Source organism: Aquipseudomonas alcaligenes NBRC 14159 (assembly GCF_000467105.1).
Lineage (GTDB): Bacteria > Pseudomonadota > Gammaproteobacteria > Pseudomonadales > Pseudomonadaceae > Aquipseudomonas > Aquipseudomonas alcaligenes.
Window position 1 is genome coordinate 136,278 of record NZ_BATI01000009.1, and the last position, 17,737, is coordinate 154,014.

17 protein-coding genes are annotated in these 17,737 nt (G+C 64.4%); 8 read left to right on the forward strand and 9 right to left on the reverse strand.

Going from position 1 to position 17,737, the window contains the following annotated elements:
- Positions 1 to 2 precede the first annotated feature (2 nt).
- The 6 genes from cysG to ftsK all read right to left on the reverse strand — a co-directional run bounded on the left by cysG (position 3) and on the right by ftsK (position 7,621).
- Positions 3 to 1,379, reverse strand: a complete 1,377-nt coding sequence (gene cysG, locus PA6_RS07165) for a siroheme synthase CysG (RefSeq protein ID WP_021700230.1) — start codon at positions 1,377 to 1,379, stop codon at positions 3 to 5.
- A gap of 71 nt (positions 1,380 to 1,450) precedes the next feature.
- On the reverse strand, positions 1,451 to 2,731 hold the full coding sequence (gene serS / locus PA6_RS07170) for a serine--tRNA ligase (RefSeq protein WP_021700231.1): 1,281 nt from the start codon (positions 2,729 to 2,731) through the stop codon (positions 1,451 to 1,453).
- 142 nt (positions 2,732 to 2,873) lie between these two features.
- The gene (gene crcB, locus PA6_RS07175; protein ID WP_021700232.1) at positions 2,874 to 3,245 is read right to left on the reverse strand and encodes a fluoride efflux transporter CrcB; all 372 of its coding nucleotides are present in this window, start codon (positions 3,243 to 3,245) and stop codon (positions 2,874 to 2,876) included.
- The gene (locus PA6_RS07180; RefSeq protein WP_021700233.1) at positions 3,242 to 4,564 is read right to left on the reverse strand and encodes a replication-associated recombination protein A; all 1,323 of its coding nucleotides are present in this window, start codon (positions 4,562 to 4,564) and stop codon (positions 3,242 to 3,244) included. Before PA6_RS07180 ends, crcB begins: the two co-directional genes overlap by 4 nt.
- Before the next feature lie 9 nt (positions 4,565 to 4,573).
- Positions 4,574 to 5,200 carry an outer membrane lipoprotein chaperone LolA gene (lolA, locus tag PA6_RS07185; protein ID WP_021700234.1) on the reverse strand — a complete coding sequence of 209 codons (627 nt, stop codon included), beginning with the start codon at positions 5,198 to 5,200 and terminating at the stop codon, positions 4,574 to 4,576.
- A 15-nt stretch (positions 5,201 to 5,215) separates the two neighbouring features.
- Positions 5,216 to 7,621 (reverse strand): DNA translocase FtsK, encoded by a 2,406-nt coding sequence (gene ftsK / locus PA6_RS07190; RefSeq protein WP_021700235.1) that lies wholly within the window; start codon positions 7,619 to 7,621, stop codon positions 5,216 to 5,218.
- Between the two features lie 212 nt (positions 7,622 to 7,833).
- Between ftsK and trxB the strand changes: the two genes are divergently transcribed.
- The 4 genes from trxB (at position 7,834) to infA (ending at position 10,613) form a co-directional block, all read left to right on the forward strand.
- Positions 7,834 to 8,781 carry a thioredoxin-disulfide reductase gene (gene trxB / locus PA6_RS07195; protein WP_021700236.1) on the forward strand — a complete coding sequence of 316 codons (948 nt, stop codon included), beginning with the start codon at positions 7,834 to 7,836 and terminating at the stop codon, positions 8,779 to 8,781.
- Between the two features lie 35 nt (positions 8,782 to 8,816).
- Positions 8,817 to 9,512 (forward strand): leucyl/phenylalanyl-tRNA--protein transferase, encoded by a 696-nt coding sequence (gene aat / locus PA6_RS07200; protein ID WP_021700237.1) that lies wholly within the window; start codon positions 8,817 to 8,819, stop codon positions 9,510 to 9,512.
- Positions 9,513 to 9,553: 41 nt separating this feature from the next.
- Positions 9,554 to 10,261: an arginyltransferase gene (locus tag PA6_RS07205; protein ID WP_021700238.1), complete on the forward strand. Its 708-nt coding sequence runs from the start codon at positions 9,554 to 9,556 to the stop codon at positions 10,259 to 10,261.
- Positions 10,262 to 10,394: 133 nt separating this feature from the next.
- Positions 10,395 to 10,613 carry a translation initiation factor IF-1 gene (gene infA, locus PA6_RS07210; RefSeq protein ID WP_002553999.1) on the forward strand — a complete coding sequence of 73 codons (219 nt, stop codon included), beginning with the start codon at positions 10,395 to 10,397 and terminating at the stop codon, positions 10,611 to 10,613.
- A gap of 67 nt (positions 10,614 to 10,680) precedes the next feature.
- On the opposite strand, the gene clpA is transcribed toward infA, so the two are convergent.
- On the reverse strand, positions 10,681 to 12,951 hold the full coding sequence (gene clpA, locus PA6_RS07215) for an ATP-dependent Clp protease ATP-binding subunit ClpA (RefSeq protein ID WP_021700239.1): 2,271 nt from the start codon (positions 12,949 to 12,951) through the stop codon (positions 10,681 to 10,683).
- Positions 12,952 to 12,981: 30 nt separating this feature from the next.
- On the reverse strand, positions 12,982 to 13,344 hold the full coding sequence (clpS, locus tag PA6_RS07220) for an ATP-dependent Clp protease adapter ClpS (protein ID WP_021700240.1): 363 nt from the start codon (positions 13,342 to 13,344) through the stop codon (positions 12,982 to 12,984).
- A 231-nt stretch (positions 13,345 to 13,575) separates the two neighbouring features.
- On the opposite strand from clpS, the gene cspD reads away from it, so the two are divergent.
- Positions 13,576 to 13,839: a cold shock domain-containing protein CspD gene (cspD, locus tag PA6_RS07225; RefSeq protein WP_021700241.1), complete on the forward strand. Its 264-nt coding sequence runs from the start codon at positions 13,576 to 13,578 to the stop codon at positions 13,837 to 13,839.
- A gap of 60 nt (positions 13,840 to 13,899) precedes the next feature.
- On the opposite strand, the gene icd is transcribed toward cspD, so the two are convergent.
- Entirely contained in the window at positions 13,900 to 15,156 is a 1,257-nt protein-coding gene (icd, locus tag PA6_RS07230; protein ID WP_021700242.1) for an NADP-dependent isocitrate dehydrogenase, read from the reverse strand.
- Positions 15,157 to 15,471: 315 nt separating this feature from the next.
- On the opposite strand from icd, the gene PA6_RS07235 reads away from it, so the two are divergent.
- The 3 genes from PA6_RS07235 (at position 15,472) to hflD (ending at position 17,736) form a co-directional block, all read left to right on the forward strand.
- Positions 15,472 to 15,933 (forward strand): NUDIX hydrolase, encoded by a 462-nt coding sequence (locus tag PA6_RS07235; protein ID WP_021700243.1) that lies wholly within the window; start codon positions 15,472 to 15,474, stop codon positions 15,931 to 15,933.
- Positions 15,934 to 16,000: 67 nt separating this feature from the next.
- Positions 16,001 to 17,119 carry a tRNA 2-thiouridine(34) synthase MnmA gene (gene mnmA / locus PA6_RS07240; RefSeq protein ID WP_021700244.1) on the forward strand — a complete coding sequence of 373 codons (1,119 nt, stop codon included), beginning with the start codon at positions 16,001 to 16,003 and terminating at the stop codon, positions 17,117 to 17,119.
- Entirely contained in the window at positions 17,116 to 17,736 is a 621-nt protein-coding gene (hflD, locus tag PA6_RS07245) for a high frequency lysogenization protein HflD (protein ID WP_021700245.1), read from the forward strand. The genes mnmA and hflD overlap by 4 nt, the downstream gene beginning before the upstream one ends.
- Position 17,737 lies beyond the last annotated feature (1 nt).

The following is a 17,737-nucleotide window of genomic DNA, read 5'->3' on the forward strand; positions in this document are numbered from 1 at the left end:
TCTCAGCCCTTGTCGAACCAGGCCAGCTTCTCGCGCAGGGTCACCACCTCGCCGACGATCACCAGCGTGGGCGCGTGCACCTCGTGCTCGGCTACCAGCTGCGGCAGGTTGGCCAGGGTGCCGGTGAACACTCGCTGATTCTGCGTGGTGCCCTGCTGCACCAGCGCCGCCGGAGTGTCGGCATCCCGCCCGTGGTCGATCAGGGCCTGGCAGATCTGCGGCAGGCCAACCAGGCCCATGTAGAACACCAGGGTCTGCCCGGGCGCGACCAGGTCGGTCCAGGGCAGGTCGGTGCTGCCATCCTTGAGGTGGCCGGTGACGAAGCGCACCGACTGGGCATGGTCGCGGTGGGTCAGCGGGATGCCGGCGTAGGCCGCGCAACCGGATGCTGCAGTGATGCCCGGCACCACCTGGAACGGGATGCCCTCGGCGGCCAGCTGCTCGATCTCCTCGCCGCCACGGCCGAAGATAAAGGGATCGCCGCCTTTCAGGCGCAGCACGCGCTTGCCCTGCTTGGCCAGGTCGACCAGCAGCTGGTTGATCTCCTCCTGCGGCACCGCATGCTCGGCGCGGCGCTTGCCGACGTAGATGCGCTCGGCATCGCGGCGGCACAGCTCGATGATGGCCGGGGCCACCAGGCGGTCGTAAAGCACCACGTCGGCCTGCTGCATCAGGCGCAAAGCGCGGAAGGTCAGCAGGTCGGGGTCACCCGGGCCGGCGCCGACCAGGTACACCTCGCCCAGCGCACGCGGCGCGGCGCCGGCGATCTTGGCCTCGAGCAGGCGCTCGCCCTCACCCAGCTTGCCGGCGAACACGCTCTCGGCGATCTGCCCCTGGAACACGTCTTCCCAGAACACCCGGCGCTGCTGCACGTCGGGGAACAGCTGCTTGACCCGCTCGCGGAATTTCTTCGCCAGGCTGGCCAGCTGACCATAGGTGGACGGGATCCAGGTCTCGATCTTGGCGCGGATCAGCCGCGCCAGTACCGGCGCATCACCGCCGCTGGTGATGGCGACGATCAGCGGCGAGCGGTCGACGATGGCCGGGAAGATCACGCTGCACAGTGCTGGCGCGTCCACCACGTTGACCGGAATGCCCAGCGCCTGCGCCTCGGCCGAGATGCGCGCGTTGAGCGGCTCGTCATCGGTGGCGGCGATCACCAGGGCCACGCCCTGCAGGTCGGCGCTGTCATAACCGCGCAGATGCACGCGGCCTTCGCCGGCCAGCGCGGTGAGTTCGCCGCGCACCTCCGGCGCCACCACGCGCAACTGGCCGCCGGCGTCGCTCAGCAGGCGCGCCTTGCGCAGCGCAACTTCGCCGCCGCCGACGACCAGCACGACACGCCCCTGGAGTTTGTGGAACAGCGGAAGGAAATCCATGACTCAGCCTCTCCCGAGGTAAAAAAACGGGGTGGCCATCGCCACCCCGCCATTGTGCATGTGCTATCGGCTTAGCCGATCACCTCGATGCCGCCCATGTAGGGCTTGAGCACTTCCGGCACGCGGATGCTGCCGTCGGCCTGCTGGTAGTTCTCCAGCACCGCCACCAGGGTGCGGCCCACCGCCAGGCCGGAGCCGTTGAGGGTGTGCACCAGCTCGGGCTTGCCGGTTTCCGGGTTGCGGTAACGCGCCTGCATGCGGCGGGCCTGGAAGTCGCCGCAGTTGGAGCAGGAGGAAATCTCGCGGTACTTGTCCTGGCTCGGCACCCAGACTTCCAGGTCGTAGGTCTTCACTGCGGAGAAGCCCATGTCGCCGGTGCACAGGGCCAGCTTGCGGTACGGCAACTCGAGCAGCTGCAGCACGCGCTCGGCATTGGCGGTCATGCCTTCCAGTGCCTCGAAGGACTTGCTCGGCTCAACGATCTGCACCATCTCGACCTTGTCGAACTGATGCTGGCGGATCATGCCGCGGGTGTCGCGACCGGAGGCGCCGGCCTCGCTGCGGAAGCACGGGGTGTGGGCGACGAACTTCAGCGGCAGCTGCTTGGCGTCGAGGATTTCGCCGGAGACGATGTTGGTCAGCGACACCTCGGCGGTGGGGATCAGGTAGAAGTCCGCCTCGCCTTCACGGCTGATCTTGAACAGGTCTTCCTCGAACTTCGGCAGCTGGCCGGTGCCCTGCAGCGCCGGGGCCTGTACCAGGTAAGGCGTGTAGGCCTCTTCATAGCCATGCTCGCCGGTGTGCAGGTTGATCATGAACTGCGCGAGGGCGCGGTGCAGGCGGGCAATCGGGCCGCGCAGCAGGGCGAAACGCGCGCCGGAGAGCTTGGCGGCAGTCTCGAAGTCCAGCCAGCCGTGCTGCTCGCCCAGGGCGACGTGATCCTTGATCTCGAAGTCGAAACTGCGCGGAGTGCCCCAGCGCGAGACTTCGACGTTGCCGTCTTCATCCTCGCCCACCGGCACGGACTCGTGGGGCAGGTTGGGGATGTTCAGCAGCAGGTTGTCCAGCTCGGTCTGGATGCTGTCCAGCTCGCGCTTGCCCTCTTCCAGATCGCTGCCCATCTTGTCGACTTCTGCCAGCAGCGGAGCGATGTCCTCGCCACGCGCCTTGGCCTGGCCGATGGACTTGGAGCGGGCGTTACGCTCGGCCTGCAGCTGTTCGGTGCGGGTCTGTACGGCCTTGCGCTGGGCTTCGAGAGCTTCGAAGCGCACGACGTCCAGCTGGAAGCCACGGGTGGCGAGGCGCGCCGCGACTTCTTCGAGCTGGCCGCGAACGAGTTTGGAATCGAGCATGGTGTAGGTCCCAACAAGCAGATGAACGCCGACGGAGGGTCGGTCTTGAATGTGGCGAAGTTTACGGACTTCGGCGCGCCAAGCCGAGTCCTTTTGCCCGCGAATGGCTCAGAGCCTGAGCCGAGTCACCATGCAGGGCGGCTCAGCGCACCAGCAGCATCCCGAGCCAGGCCGCCAGCAAACCGCCGAGCAGGCTGCTCAGCAGATAGGCGATGGCCACGCCCGGCTGGCCGTTCTCGAACAGCCGCAGCACGTCCAGGCTGAAGCTGGAAAAGGTGGTCAAACCGCCGAGCACGCCCGTGATCAGCCCGGTACGCAGTGCCAGCGGCAGGTCGGTGCGGGCCAGGAACAGCGCCGAGAGAAGGCCAATCAGAAAGCAGCCGACCAGATTCACTGCCAGCGTCGCCAGGTAGTAGTGCCGCGGCCAGTGCGCGACCACCCAGGCACTGGTGAGGAAACGCAGTACGGAACCTGCGGCACCACCGGCGGCCACGGCCAGCACGATCTGCATCATGGGCGACGTCTCCTCGGGCTCTGCCGGTCCAGCTGGGCCAGGCGTTCGAGCTTTTCGCGAATCTTCAGTTCCAGCCCGCGCGGCACTGGCTCGTAGTAGCGCCGCGGCTCCAGTTCCTCGGGGAAATAGTCCTCACCGGCGGCATAGGCATCCGGCTCGTCGTGGGCGTAGCGGTACTCCTCGCCGTAACCCAGCTCCTTCATCAGCCTGGTCGGCGCGTTGCGCAGGTGCAGCGGCACTTCCAGCGAGCCGTGCTCGGCCGCCTCACGCATGGCCGCCTTGAAGCCCATGTACACCGCATTGCTCTTCGGCGCACAGGCCAGATAGACGATGGCCTGGGCCACCGCCAACTCGCCCTCGGGACTACCGAGGCGCTCCTGCACATCCCAGGCGTTAAGGCACAGGGTCAGGGCCCGCGGGTCCGCGTTGCCGATGTCTTCGCTGGCCATGCGTACCACGCGCCGGGCCAGGTACAGCGGGTCGCAGCCGCCGTCGAGCATGCGCGCATACCAGTACAGGGCGGCGTCCGGGTTGGAGCCGCGCACCGATTTGTGCAGCGCGGAAATCTGGTCGTAGAAGGCCTCGCCGCCCTTGTCGAAACGCCGGCGGCTGTCGCCCAGCAGGTTGTGCAGCAGCTCCGGGCCCATCTCGCCGCCGTCTTCGGCCAGGTCGGCGGCATTCTCCAGCAGGTTGAGCAGGCGCCGGCCGTCGCCGTCGGCGGCGGCCAGGAGGATCTGGAAACTCTCCTCTGGCAGCGATAGATTGCGCTTGCCAAGGCCCTTGTCCTCGCCCAGCGCGCGCGCCACCAGCTTGCGCATGGCCGCCTCGTCCAGGCTCTTCAGCACGTAGACGCGGGCGCGCGAGAGCAGCGCGTTGTTCAGCTCGAAGGACGGGTTCTCGGTGGTGGCACCAATGAAGATCAGGGTGCCATCTTCGACATAGGGCAGGAAGGCATCCTGCTGGCTCTTGTTGAAGCGGTGCACCTCGTCGACGAAGAGGATGGTGCGACGGCCGTACTGGGCGGCCTGCTGTTTGGCCACATCGACGGCCTGGCGGATTTCCTTGACGCCGGACAACACGGCGGAAATCGTCTCGAAATGCGCGTCTGACACCTGGGCCAGCAGCTTGGCCAGGGTGGTCTTGCCGACCCCGGGCGGCCCCCAGAAGATCATCGAGTGCAGCGCGCCCTGCTCCAGCGCCTCGCGCAGCGGCTTGCCCTGCCCCAGCACATGCTCCTGGCCGACGTATTCGTCCAGGCTGGTGGCACGCAGACGCGCCGCCAGGGGCTGAGCGACGGGCGCGGCGCGGAACAGGTCCACCTGGGCCTCTTATTCCTGGATGACGTCGGCGCCTTCCGGCACCTGGAAGTCGAACTGCGCAGGATCCAGCTGCTCGTTCATCTTGACGCCGAGGAACAGGATATTGGTGCGCTGGCCGATGCTGTCGATCAGCTGCATGTCGTTGATCATGCCCTTGCGGAAAGACAGGCGCAGGTTATCGAACAGGCTGTCCTTGGCTTTCGGCTTTAGGATGAAGTCGACCACATCACCGCCTTCCTTGAAGGTGATCTCGAAGTTCTCGCGAATCTTCGACACGTCGCCGGACAGCAGCAGCGCCGGGGTGTGGGTCAGTCGCTGATCCAGGGTCTGGATGGTCACCTGCATCAGGTCAGGATCGTACAGCCAGACCTTCTGGCCGTTGGATACCAACAGCTGCTCCTGCGGCGCGTCGGTGTGCCAGCGGAACAGGCCCGGGCGCTTGAGGGCCAGCTGGCCGGAAGTTTCCTGCAGCTGGGTGCCGGAGCCGTCGAGGGTCAGCTGGGAGAAGCGTCCGCTCAAGGTCTGGGCGCGATCAAGCAAGCCGGTCAGGCGCTTGACCGCGGCTTCGTCGTCAGCATGGGCAAAAACGGGGCTGCAGGCCAGCGCGGCCAGCAGCAGCATGCGGATCAGGCGCATGAAAATCCTCTCAAGTCAGTCGCGGGACGGCCCCGGCGCTATGACCTCGCGCGAGCCGTTGGTGTTCATCGGGGTCACGACCCCGGCCATTTCCATGGCCTCGATCATGCGCGCGGCGCGGTTGTAGCCGATCTTCAGTTTGCGCTGCACGGCGGAAATCGAGGCGCGGCGGCTTTCCAGGACGAAGTTGACGGCTTCGTCGTACAGCGGGTCTTCCTCGCTGCCCTCGCCGCCTTCACCGCTGCTGCTACCTTCGAAGCCGCTGCCGGCTTCTTCAACGCCGGCCAGGATGTCTTCGATGTAGTCCGGCGCGCCGCGCTGCTTCCAGGCCTCGACCACGCGGTGCACTTCATCGTCGGAGACGAAGGCGCCGTGTACGCGAATCGGCAGGCCGGTGCCGGGCGGCAAATAAAGCATGTCACCGTGGCCGAGCAGCTGCTCGGCGCCGCCCTGGTCGAGGATGGTGCGCGAGTCGATTTTGCTCGATACCTGGAAGGCCATACGGGTCGGGATGTTGGCCTTGATCAGGCCGGTGATCACGTCCACCGACGGGCGCTGGGTGGCGAGGATCAGGTGGATACCGGCGGCCCGCGCCTTCTGCGCGATACGGGCGATCAGTTCTTCGACCTTCTTGCCGACGATCATCATCATGTCGGCGAATTCGTCGACCACCACCACGATGGTCGGCAGGGTCTTCAGCAGCGGCGCCTCGTCTTCCATCGACTGGCGCTTATACAGCGGGTCGGACAGCGGCGTTCCAGCTTCCTCGGCGTCCTTCACCTTGCGGTTGAAGCCGGCCAGGTTACGCACGCCCATGGCGGCCATCAGCTTGTAGCGACGCTCCATCTCGGCCACCGACCAGCGCAGGGCGTTGGCGGCCTCCTTCATGTCGGTCACCACCGGGCACAGCAGGTGCGGGATGCCTTCGTAGATCGACAGTTCGAGCATCTTCGGGTCGATCATGATCATCCGCGCGTCTTCCGGGCCGGATTTAAACAGGATCGACAGGATCATGGCATTGACCCCCACCGACTTACCGGAGCCGGTGGTACCGGCCACCAGCAGGTGCGGCATCTTGGCCAGGTCGGTGATCACCGGCTTGCCGCCGATATCGTGGCCCAGGGCGAGGGTCACCGGCGACTTGGCGTCGTCGTACTCGGGCGAGGACAGCACCTCGGAGAAACGCACGATCTGGCGGTCTTCGTTGGGAATCTCGATGCCGACGGTGGTCTTGCCCGGGATCACCTCGACCACGCGCACGCTGATCACCGCCAGCGAGCGCGCCAGGTCCTTGGCCAGGTTGGAGATGCGGCTGACCTTGACGCCGATGCCGGGCTGGATCTCGAAACGGGTGATCACCGGGCCCGGATGCACGGACTCCACCACCACCTCGACACCGAACTCCTTGAGCTTGATCTCCAGCAGGCGCGACATGGCCTCCAGCGACTCGGGGGAGAAGCTCTTCTGCTTCTTCTCGGCCACGTCGAGGATGGAGATCGGCGGCAAGGTGCCGGCCAGCGCAGCATCCTCGAACAGCTGAACCTGCTTTTCCTTGAGCACGCGCTTGCTCGGCTCGCCGGCCTTGGGCGGTGGCGGCGGCGCGATCACCGGGGCGACGCGGGTCTCGCGCTCGACCATGTGCTTGGCCAGAGTTTCCTCACGCTCGATCAGGCGCTCCTTGACCTTGGCCTGCTCGCGACGATCCGGCACCACGGGCGCGGCCACCTCGGCGACACGCTCATCGACCTCGCGCAGCTGGGCCACCAGTTGCTTGCGCTGCAGGCGCGACTCCCACCAGCGGGTGATCAGGCTATTAATCAGCTCGATCAGGTCGAGGGTGATCTTGCCGGTCAGGTCCATGACCTTGAACCAGGACAGATCGGTGAACACGGTCAGGCCGAACAGGAATAGCGCCAGGAATAGCAACGTGCTGCCCTGCACGTTGAGCGCATTGATCGCCAGCTGGCCCAGGCTTTCGCCCAGCGCACCACCGGCGGAGGCCGGCATGCCGGCTGCGGAATGGAAGTGGATAAAGGCCAGGCCGGAACCGGCCAGGACCAGGAATACCAGGCCGATCAGGCGCCAGGAAAACAGCCAGCCACTCCACTGCCAGGGCTGGTGGCGGTTGCGGAACACTTGCCAGGTTTTCACCCCGAGCAGCAGCGGGAACACGTAGGCGAAGTAGCCCAGGGCCATGAACAGTACATCCGCGCACCAGGCACCGGCGCGGCCGGCCGCGTTCTGCACCTGCTGGGCGCTGCTGGTATGGCTCCAGCCCGGGTCGTTCTGGTTGTAGGTCAGCAGCGCCATCCACAGGATCAGGCAGAGCGCGCCGAGCGCGATCAATGCACCTTCCTTGAGGCGATAATGCAATTGCTGACGCCAGGCCGGGGCCTGGGCTGCTGTGCTGGAATTCTTCAAAACGCTGTCATTCCTGCGCGCGGGGCGCGACTGACGATCGGTGGAACACGCAAATCAGACGACCATTGTACAAATTTACAGGTGTCGTGCCAGGCTGCCGAGCCGTTTTGCCGGCCCATCCCGCTTCGGTGTAGCATACCCGGCTATCCCTTACGTGCGGCTCAATTGGAGCATGCATTCTCTTTCGTGACAAAGGCTTATGGGGTCTTTTTATGAGCGAAGTCAAGCATTCACGCCTGATCATCCTGGGCTCCGGCCCGGCCGGCTACACCGCCGCCGTCTACGCCGCCCGCGCCAACCTCAAGCCTGTCGTCATCACCGGCATCCAGCCCGGCGGCCAGCTCACCACGACCACCGAAGTCGACAACTGGCCGGGCGACGTCCACGGCCTGACCGGCCCGGCGCTGATGCAGCGCATGCAGGAGCATGCCGAGCGCTTCGACACCGAGATCGTCTACGACCATATCCACACCGCCGAGTTGCAGAGCAAGCCCTTCACCCTCAAGGGCGACAGCGGCACCTACACCTGCGACGCACTGATCATCGCCACCGGCGCCAGTGCCCAATACCTCGGCCTGCCGTCCGAAGAAGCCTTCGCCGGCAAGGGCGTATCCGCCTGCGCCACCTGTGACGGTTTCTTCTACCGTAACCAGGTGGTCTGCGTGGTCGGCGGCGGCAACACCGCCGTCGAGGAAGCCCTGTACCTGTCCAACATCGCCAAGGAAGTGCACCTGATCCACCGCCGCGACAAGCTGCGCTCGGAGAAGATCCTGCAGGACAAGCTGTTCGACAAGGCCGCCAATGGCAACGTGCGCCTGCACTGGAACCAGACCCTCGACGAGGTACTGGGCGACAACACCGGCGTCACCGGCGTGCGCCTGAAGAGCAGCATCGACGGCAGCACCCAGGAGCTGCAACTGGCCGGCGTGTTTATCGCCATCGGCCACAAGCCCAACACCGACCTGTTCAAAGGCCAACTGGAAATGCGCGACGGCTACCTGGTGGTCCAGGGCGGAGGCGAAGGCAACGCCACCGCCACCAGCATCGAGGGCGTGTTTGCCGCCGGCGACGTGGCCGACCACGTGTACCGTCAGGCCATCACCTCGGCAGGCGCCGGCTGCATGGCCGCGCTGGATGCCGAGAAGTACCTCGACGTCTGAGCCGTGGGCGGGCAGCTGCCCGCCCTACCCTCCCCATGCTGACCTGGCTGCGGCGCGACTCGCTGGATTTTCCAACGCTGGAACGCGCCTTGCGCGAACCCAATGGCCTGCTGGCTGCCGGCGGCGATCTCTCCGCTGAGCGCCTGATCGCCGCCTATCGGCATGGCTGCTTCCCCTGGTTCAGCGAGGGACAGCCGCTGCTCTGGTGGTCACCCGATCCGCGCACCGTACTGTTTCCCGAAGAGTTCCACCTGTCGCGCAGCCTGGCCAAACTACTGCGCCAGCAACGCTACCGCGTCACCCTCGATCAGGACTTTGCCGCCGTCATCGAGGGCTGCGCCGGTCCGCGCGACTATGCCGACGGCACCTGGATCACCGACTCGATGCGCGCCGCCTACCTGGAACTGCACCAGCGCGGCCTCGCTCACTCGGTGGAAGTCTGGGATGGCGAGCAACTGGTTGGCGGCCTCTACGGCCTGGCCATGGGCCAGCTGTTTTTCGGCGAATCCATGTTCAGCCGCGCCGACAACGCCTCCAAAATCGGCTTCGCGACGCTGGTCAGCAAGCTGCGCGACTGGGGCTTCGTCTTGATCGACTGCCAGATGCCAACCCGGCACCTGCACAGTTTCGGCGCCCGGCCCATTGCCCGCGCGGAATTCGCCCGCTATCTGCAGCAGCATCTGGACCGACCCAGCACAGCCGACTGGCAGGCCTGTGGTAGCCGCCAATAGGCTGGCATACACTTGTCCCAGGGGTTCCCCGAGGGTTGACCATGACCGAGCTGGCTCGCCTCAAGTTCTACGCCACTCAGCCACATCCATGCAGCTATCTGCCCGAAGAGCAGGCGACCACCCTGTTCCTCGATCCCAGCCAGCCGATGGATGTGCAGGTCTATGCCGAACTGTCGGAGATGGGCTTCCGCCGCAGCGGCGACCATCTCTACCGACCGCACTGCCAGCGCTGCACCGCCTGCGTACCGGCGCGCATCCCTGCCGACCAGTTCATACCCAACCGCCAGCAGCGACGCATCCTCAAGCGCAACGCCGATATCCAGGTGCGCGCCGTGCGACCTGCATTCAACGAGGAGTACTACGCCCTCTACGTGCGCTACATCGAACAGCGCCATGCCGACGGCGACATGTACCCGCCCAGCCGCGACCAGTTCAGCACCTTCCTGGTCCGCGACCTGCCGTTCGCCCGTTTCTACGAGTTCCGCCTGGCCGGCACGCTGGTCGCCGTGGCGGTCACCGACCTGCTGCCCAACGGTATCTCCGCGGTCTACACCTTCTATGACCCCGCCCTGGAGCGTCGCAGTCTGGGCCGCTTTGCCATTCTCTGGCAGATCGGCGAGACCGCACGCCTGGGCCTGCAAGCCGTCTATCTCGGGTACTGGATCAAGAATTGCCGGAAGATGAGCTACAAGACGCAGTACCGCCCCATCGAGCTGTTCGTCAACCAGCGCTGGGTCGTTCTGACCTGAGCACAACACCCGCAACCACAGCCTGACCCTCCAGCCACTTGGCGGCCATCCCCCTTTTCGGGCACAATGCACGCCGCTTTTGCCTGGGCACCGATGCGCCAGGCCTATCTTTGGATACCGAGGGCTTTACTGCATGTCGAAAGAAGACAGCTTCGAAATGGAAGGTACTGTCGTCGACACCCTGCCCAACACCATGTTCCGTGTGGAGTTGGAAAACGGGCACGTCGTTACCGCGCACATCTCCGGCAAGATGCGCAAGAACTACATCCGCATTCTGACTGGCGACAAGGTCCGCGTCGAACTGACGCCGTACGACCTGAGCAAGGGCCGCATCACCTACCGCGCCCGCTGATCGCCCCGCGATCCCGAATGCAAAAACGCCCGGCATTGCCGGGCGTTTGCGTTTACAGAGCCCGCCGTCAGGCCGGTTCTGCAGCCGTTTCGAACTCGAAGTGCAGCTCGCCACCCTCCAGGTCGATATGCACCACCCCGCCGTGCTCGGCCAGCTCGCCGAACAGGATCTCCTCGGCCAACGGCCGCTTGATCTTGTCCTGGATCAGCCGCGCCATCGGCCGCGCGCCCATCTGCACGTCGTAGCCACGCTCGGCCAGCCAGCCGCGCGCCGCATCCGTGACATCCAGCTGCACCCGCTTGTCCTCCAGCTGCGCCTGCAGCTCGGTGAGGAACTTGTCGACGATGCTCTTGATGGTTTCGTGACTCAGGCGACCAAACTGGATGATGGTGTCCAGGCGGTTGCGGAACTCCGGCGTGAAGCTCTTTTTGATCACTTCCATCGCGTCGGACGAATGGTCCTGCTGGGTGAAGCCGATCGAGGCGCGCGCCGCGGTCTCAGCCCCGGCATTGGTGGTCATGATCAGAATCACGTTGCGGAAGTCCGCCTTGCGCCCGTTGTTGTCGGTCAAGGTGCCGTGATCCATCACCTGCAACAGCAGGTTGAACACTTCCGGGTGAGCCTTCTCGATCTCATCCAGCAGCAGTACGCAGTGCGGCTGCTTGGTGATGGCCTCGGTCAGCAGCCCCCCCTGGTCGAAACCGACATAACCGGGCGGCGCACCGATCAGCCGCGATACGGTGTGGCGCTCCATGTATTCGGACATGTCGAAGCGCACCAGCTCGATACCCATGGCCTTGGCCAGCTGCCGGGCGGCCTCGGTCTTGCCGACACCGGTCGGGCCGGCGAAGAGGAAGGAACCGACCGGCTTGTCCGGCGCCTTGAGGCCGGCACGGGACAGTTTGATGGCGGTAGACAACGAATCGATCGCCGCATCCTGACCGAACACGGTGAGCTTGAGGTCGCGCTCCAGGTTGCGCAGCAACTCCTTGTCCGAGCTGCTGACATGCTTCGGCGGAATCCGCGCGATCTTCGCGACGATGTCCTCGACCTGAGCCACCTCGATGCGCTTGGCGCGCTTTTCCTCCGGCTGCAGACGCTGGTAGGCGCCCGCCTCGTCGATCACGTCGATGGCCTTGTCCGGCATATGGCGATCGTTGATATAGCGCGCCGCCAGCTCGGCCGCCGCACGCAGCGCCTCGTCGCTGTACTCGATGTGGTGGTGCTGCTCGAAGCGCGCCTTGAGCCCCTTGAGGATGCCCACGGTGTCTTCGACGGACGGCTCACTGACATCGACCTTCTGGAAGCGCCGCGCCAGGGCGCGGTCCTTCTCGAAGATGCCGCGGAACTCCTGGAAGGTGGTGGAGCCGATGCAGCGAATCTCGCCGGACGACAGCAACGGCTTGAGCAGGTTGGACGCATCCATGACCCCGCCCGAGGCCGCGCCGGCGCCGATGATGGTGTGGATCTCGTCGATGAACAGGATCGCGTGCGGACGCTTGCGCAACTCGTTGAGCAGCGCCTTGAAGCGCTTCTCGAAGTCGCCACGGTACTTGGTACCGGCCAGTAGTGCACCGAGGTCGAGCGAATAGACCACGCTCTCGGACAGCAGGTCCGGCACCTGGCCGTCGACGATGCGCTTGGCCAGGCCTTCGGCGATGGCAGTCTTGCCGACACCGGCCTCGCCGACCAGCAGCGGATTGTTCTTGCGCCGACGGGCGAGGATCTGCGCAACGCGCTCGACCTCATGCTCGCGACCGACCAGTGGATCGATGCGCCCCTGGCGCGACAGCTCGTTGAGGTTGCTGGCGTAGGCGTCCAGCGGATTACCGGAGGCCGAGGACTCTCCGCCCTCTTCGTCCTGCATCTCCTGCTCGCTTTCGTGCTGATCGGTATGACCGGGCACCTTGGAGATGCCGTGGGCAATGTAGTTGACCACGTCGATACGGGCCACGCTCTGCTGCTTGAGCAGAAACACGGCCTGGCTCTCCTGCTCGCTGAAGATGGCGACCAGCACGTTGGCGCCCGTCACCTCACGCTTGCCGGAGCTCTGCACATGGAATACGGCGCGTTGCAAAACGCGTTGGAAGCCCAGGGTCGGCTGGGTCTCACGATCCTCGTCATGCTGCGGGATCAGCGGCGTGGTGGAGTCGATGAACTCCTGCAGATCATGCCGGAGCTTATCCAGGTTGGCGCCACAGGCGCGCAGTACGGTCGCTGCAGCCTCGTTATCCAGCAAAGCCAGAAGCAGATGCTCGACCGTCATGAACTCATGGCGCTTGGCACGTGCCTCCTTGAAGGCCAGATTGAGGGTGACTTCCAGCTCTCGATTCAACATAGCTTCACCTCTTGCCCAAGCGGGACGACGTCAGCCGTCCTTCTCTATCTCACAGAGTAGCGGATGCTGGCTCTCCCGAGCGTACTGGTTGACCTGCATCGCTTTGGTCTCTGCGATATCGCGGGTAAATACCCCGCAGATTGCCTTGCCTTCCGTATGCACCGTGAGCATGACCTTGGTGGCCACTTCCCGATTCATGCCGAAGAACACTTCCAACACTTCGACCACGAAATCCATCGGAGTGTAATCATCGTTGAACATCAGCACCTTATACATGGGCGGCGCCTGCAACGCCGGCTTCGCCTCCTGCACGGCCAAGCCGGAGGAATCATCCTCGTGCTCGTCCGGACGATCCTGATTGAATGTTAGTCGAATCTGGCTGGGTGAATGCATGCTGAACTGATGGTGTCGTAAGCGGTCGGAGGTAGATACCAGGCGGATTATGACAGGCTTCTCAGCCGCCCGACCTGGTGCCTTGACTAAAGGCGAAACGGTGTTACAAACAGTGAATACCCTACTCGGGTATCGGGGTTCCGCGGCTAGCGCCCTTCAGGGCTGAAGTCGGACGTGGAGCTGAAGTGGATGATACTCCAGTGATGGAGTCCTTTGCAGAGGGATGTCAGCATGCTTAGCGGTAAGGTCAAGTGGTTCAACAACGCCAAGGGCTACGGCTTCATCGTGGCAGATGGCCGAGATGAGGACCTGTTCGCCCACTACTCGGCTATCCAGATGGACGGCTACAAGACTCTCAAGGCCGGCCAAGCGGTCAAGTTCGATATTCTGCAGGGCCCCAAAGGCCTGCATGCCGTGAATATCAGCGCGATTCTGGCAACCAGTGACACCCCGGCGCACGCCAGCGCGCCGCAAAGCACTCCAGTAGAAGCCTGAAAAGAGCAGAAATGAAAAAGGCCGGTCAGATGACCGGCCTTTTTGTTGGGGGCCTACTGCTTACATGTGGGTGATGATGGCATCACCGAACTGCGAGCAGGACAGCAGCTTGGCACCGTCCATCAGACGCTCGAAGTCATAGGTCACGGTCTTGGCGGCGATGGCGCCGTTGGTGCCCTTGATGATCAGGTCGGCGGCTTCGGTCCAGCCCATGTGGCGCAGCATCATCTCGGCAGAGAGGATGACCGAACCCGGGTTGACCTTGTCCAGACCGGCATACTTCGGCGCGGTACCGTGGGTTGCTTCGAACATGGCCACGGTGTCGGACAGGTTGGCACCCGGAGCGATACCGATACCACCCACTTCGGCCGCCAGGGCGTCGGACAGGTAGTCACCGTTCAGGTTCAGGGTGGCGATCACGTCGTACTCGGCCGGGCGCAGCAGGATCTGCTGCAGCATGGCGTCGGCGATGGCATCTTTCACCACGATGGTCTTGCCAGTGTTCGGGTTCTTGAACTGCATCCACGGGCCGCCATCCAGCAGCTCGGCGCCGAACTCGTCACGCGCCACCTCGTAGCCCCACTCTTTGAAGGCACCTTCGGTGAACTTCATGATGTTGCCCTTGTGGACGATGGTCACGGAGCTGCGATCGTTGTCCACGGCGTACTGCAGGGCCTTGCGCACCAGGCGCTTGGTACCTTCCAGGGAAACCGGCTTGATGCCGATACCGCAGTTTTCGGTGAAGCGGATCTTCTTGACGCCCATTTCCTCGGTGAGGAACTTGATGACCTTCTCGGCCTCGGGGCTGCCGGCTTTCCACTCGACGCCGGCGTAGATGTCTTCCGAGTTCTCGCGGAAGATGCACATGTCCACGTCACCCGGCTTCTTCACCGGGCTCGGCACGCCTTCGAACCAACGTACCGGACGCTGGCAGACATACAGATCCAGCTCCTGGCGCAGGGCCACGTTCAGCGAGCGGATGCCGCCACCAACCGGAGTGGTCAGCGGGCCCTTGATCGACACGACGTAGTCGCGCACGGCTTCCAGGGTTTCTTTCGGCAGCCAGGTGTCCTGGTCATAGACCTGGGTGGCTTTCTCGCCGGCGTAGACTTCCATCCAGGCGATCTTGCGCTGGCCGGCATAGGCTTTTTCAACGGCAGCGTCGACGACCTTGATCATCACCGGGCTGATATCGACACCGATGCCATCACCCTCGATGAACGGGATGATCGGGTTGTTCGGTACATTCAAGGTCATGTCGGCGTTGACGGTGATCTTTTCGCCGTTCGCAGGCACCTGGATCTTCTGGTATCCCATGCTGGACTCCGTTTGTTTTCGTGGTCTGACAATCCACCGCACGGGTAATGCGGCGGACGATACTTCTGGGTCTCGGAAAGGTGCTGCATTCTTGTAGTTTTTCTACAGAAAGTCACGCACTTTTCGCCATTTACTGACAGCCCAGCGACAGCCTAGACTGCTTGAATACTGGTTTTGCGCCAAACATGTAGTCAAACTACATCGGCGCTACAAAAAGCCCTCTTGGGGCGATTTCAATCCTAGCAGCTTGGCTCCAGATTGCTTCGATCCAAGCCTCGGCCAATAGTTGCCGCAGACTCGCGGAGGTTCATTGCAATGCGTTTCACCCCACACGTCACCGTCGCCACCGTGGTCGAGGACCAGGGCCGCTTCCTTCTGGTCGAGGAGCTAGCCGGCGGGCAGGCGGTATTAAACCAGCCTGCCGGCCATCTGGAAGCCGACGAAAGTCTCATCGCCGCGGCCCTGCGCGAGACGCTAGAGGAAACCGGCTGGGAAGTTGAGCTGACCGCCGTCACCGGTATCTATCTGTACACCGCCCCCAGCAATGGCGTGACCTACCAGCGCGTGTGCTTCGCCGCCAAGCCTTTGCGCCACCTGCCGGATTCGCCACTGGACGAAGGCATCATCGGCCCGCGCTGGCTGACTCGCGAAGAGCTGGCGGCCCAGCCCGAACGCTGGCGCAGCGAGCTGGTGCTGCGCTGCATCGACGACTATCTGGCCGGCGAACGCCACGCCCTGAGCCTGATCCGTGATCCGGCCGATCGCGGCCCGGCCTGATTCGCCGCGCGCCGCGCGCTCCTGATAGAATTGCCGCCTTTCTGCAGTCAGCCCTCTTCGAACTCCCATGCGCGAACCAGCCAATACCCGAGTGATCGTCGGCATGTCCGGCGGCGTCGACTCCTCCGTCTCCGCCCTCCTCCTGCTCGAACAGGGCTACCAGGTCGAAGGCCTGTTCATGAAGAACTGGGAAGAGGATGACGGCACCGAATACTGCACCGCCATGACCGACCTGGCGGACGCTCAGGCCGTGTGCGACCGCATCGGCATCAAGCTGCACACCGCCAATTTCGCAGCGGAATACTGGGACAACGTGTTCGAACACTTCCTCGCCGAATACAAGGCCGGACGCACGCCGAACCCGGACATCCTGTGCAACCGCGAGATCAAGTTCAAAGCCTTCCTCGACTACGCCCTGAGCCTCGGCGCTGACCTGATCGCCACCGGCCACTACGTGCGCCGCCGCGATGTCGACGGCCGTAGCGAACTGCTCAAGGGCCTGGACCCGAACAAGGACCAGAGCTACTTCCTGCACGCCGTCGGCGGCGAGCAGATCGGCCGCACCCTGTTCCCGGTCGGCGAACTGGAGAAACCGCAGGTGCGCGCCATCGCCGAGAAGTACGACCTGGCCACCGCCAAGAAGAAGGACTCGACCGGCATCTGCTTTATCGGCGAACGTCGCTTCAGCGACTTCCTCAAGCAGTACCTGCCGGCGCAGCCGGGCGATATCGAGACCACCGAGGGCCAGGTGATCGGCCGCCATGTCGGCCTGATGTACCACACCATCGGCCAGCGCCAGGGCCTGGGCATCGGCGGCATGAAGAACGCCGGTGACGAGCCCTGGTATGTGCTGCACAAGGACCTTGCGCGCAACGTGCTGATCGTCGGCCAGGGCAACGATCACCCCTGGCTGTTTTCCCGCGCCCTGCTCGCTTCGGACATCTACTGGGTCAACCCCGTCGACCTGTCCAGCCCGCGCCGCCTGACTGCCAAGGTGCGCTACCGCCAGGCCGATCAGGCCTGCACCCTGGAAAAGACCGAGCACGGCTACCGCGCACTGTTCGACGAGCCGCAACGCGCCGTCACCCCGGGCCAGTCCGTGGTGTTCTACGACGGTGAAGTCTGCCTCGGCGGCGGCGTGATCGAAGTCGCCGAGCCCTGTGCCGAAGGAGCGCCACGCGCATGACCCCGACTCAGGAGCAACTGCTGGCCCTCTCCGCCGTATTCCAGGCCGCCAGCCTGGTGGACAAGCTGGCCCGCACCGGCCAGATCAGCGACGCCCAGCTCGGCTGCCTGCTTGGCAGCCTGCTGGTGCGCGACCCGAAGAACACCCTGGAGGTCTACGGCGGCGACGACCTCAACCTGCGCGAAGGCTACAAGGCGCTGGTCGGCGCCCTGGAGCGCAACCCCGCCAGCCTGCAGCGCGAACCGCTGCGCTACGCCCTTGCCCTGCTCGGCCTGGAGCGCCAGCTGGCCAAGCGCGACGACATGCTGCAAGTGATCGGCAATCGCCTGGACCAGATCCAGAACCAGGTCGAGCACTTCGGCCTGACCCACGACAACGTGGTGGCCGCCTGCGGTGCGCTGTATCAGGACACGCTCAGCACCTTCCGCCAGCGTATCCAGGTGCATGGTGACATGCGCTTCCTGCAGCAGCCGGCGGTCGCGGCCAAGGTTCGCGCCCTGCTGCTCACCGGCATCCGCTCCGCGCGCCTGTGGCGCCAGCTCGGCGGGCACCGCTGGCAGCTGGTGTTCAGCCGCGGCAAGCTGCTCAAGGAACTCTATCCGCTGCTGCGGGGCTGAG

Coding starts and splice junctions, on each gene's coding strand:
- cysG (WP_021700230.1), bottom strand. CDS start 1,379: ATGGATTTCCTTCCGCTGTTCCACAAACTCCAGGGGCGTGTCGTGCTG.
- serS (WP_021700231.1), bottom strand. CDS start 2,731: ATGCTCGATTCCAAACTCGTTCGCGGCCAGCTCGAAGAAGTCGCGGCG.
- crcB (WP_021700232.1), bottom strand. CDS start 3,245: ATGATGCAGATCGTGCTGGCCGTGGCCGCCGGTGGTGCCGCAGGTTCC.
- lolA (WP_021700234.1), bottom strand. CDS start 5,200: ATGCGCCTGATCCGCATGCTGCTGCTGGCCGCGCTGGCCTGCAGCCCC.
- trxB (WP_021700236.1), top strand. CDS start 7,834: ATGAGCGAAGTCAAGCATTCACGCCTGATCATCCTGGGCTCCGGCCCG.
- aat (WP_021700237.1), top strand. CDS start 8,817: ATGCTGACCTGGCTGCGGCGCGACTCGCTGGATTTTCCAACGCTGGAA.
- PA6_RS07205 (WP_021700238.1), top strand. CDS start 9,554: ATGACCGAGCTGGCTCGCCTCAAGTTCTACGCCACTCAGCCACATCCA.
- infA (WP_002553999.1), top strand. CDS start 10,395: ATGTCGAAAGAAGACAGCTTCGAAATGGAAGGTACTGTCGTCGACACC.
- clpA (WP_021700239.1), bottom strand. CDS start 12,951: ATGTTGAATCGAGAGCTGGAAGTCACCCTCAATCTGGCCTTCAAGGAG.
- clpS (WP_021700240.1), bottom strand. CDS start 13,344: ATGCATTCACCCAGCCAGATTCGACTAACATTCAATCAGGATCGTCCG.
- cspD (WP_021700241.1), top strand. CDS start 13,576: ATGCTTAGCGGTAAGGTCAAGTGGTTCAACAACGCCAAGGGCTACGGC.
- icd (WP_021700242.1), bottom strand. CDS start 15,156: ATGGGATACCAGAAGATCCAGGTGCCTGCGAACGGCGAAAAGATCACC.
- PA6_RS07235 (WP_021700243.1), top strand. CDS start 15,472: ATGCGTTTCACCCCACACGTCACCGTCGCCACCGTGGTCGAGGACCAG.
- mnmA (WP_021700244.1), top strand. CDS start 16,001: ATGCGCGAACCAGCCAATACCCGAGTGATCGTCGGCATGTCCGGCGGC.
- hflD (WP_021700245.1), top strand. CDS start 17,116: ATGACCCCGACTCAGGAGCAACTGCTGGCCCTCTCCGCCGTATTCCAG.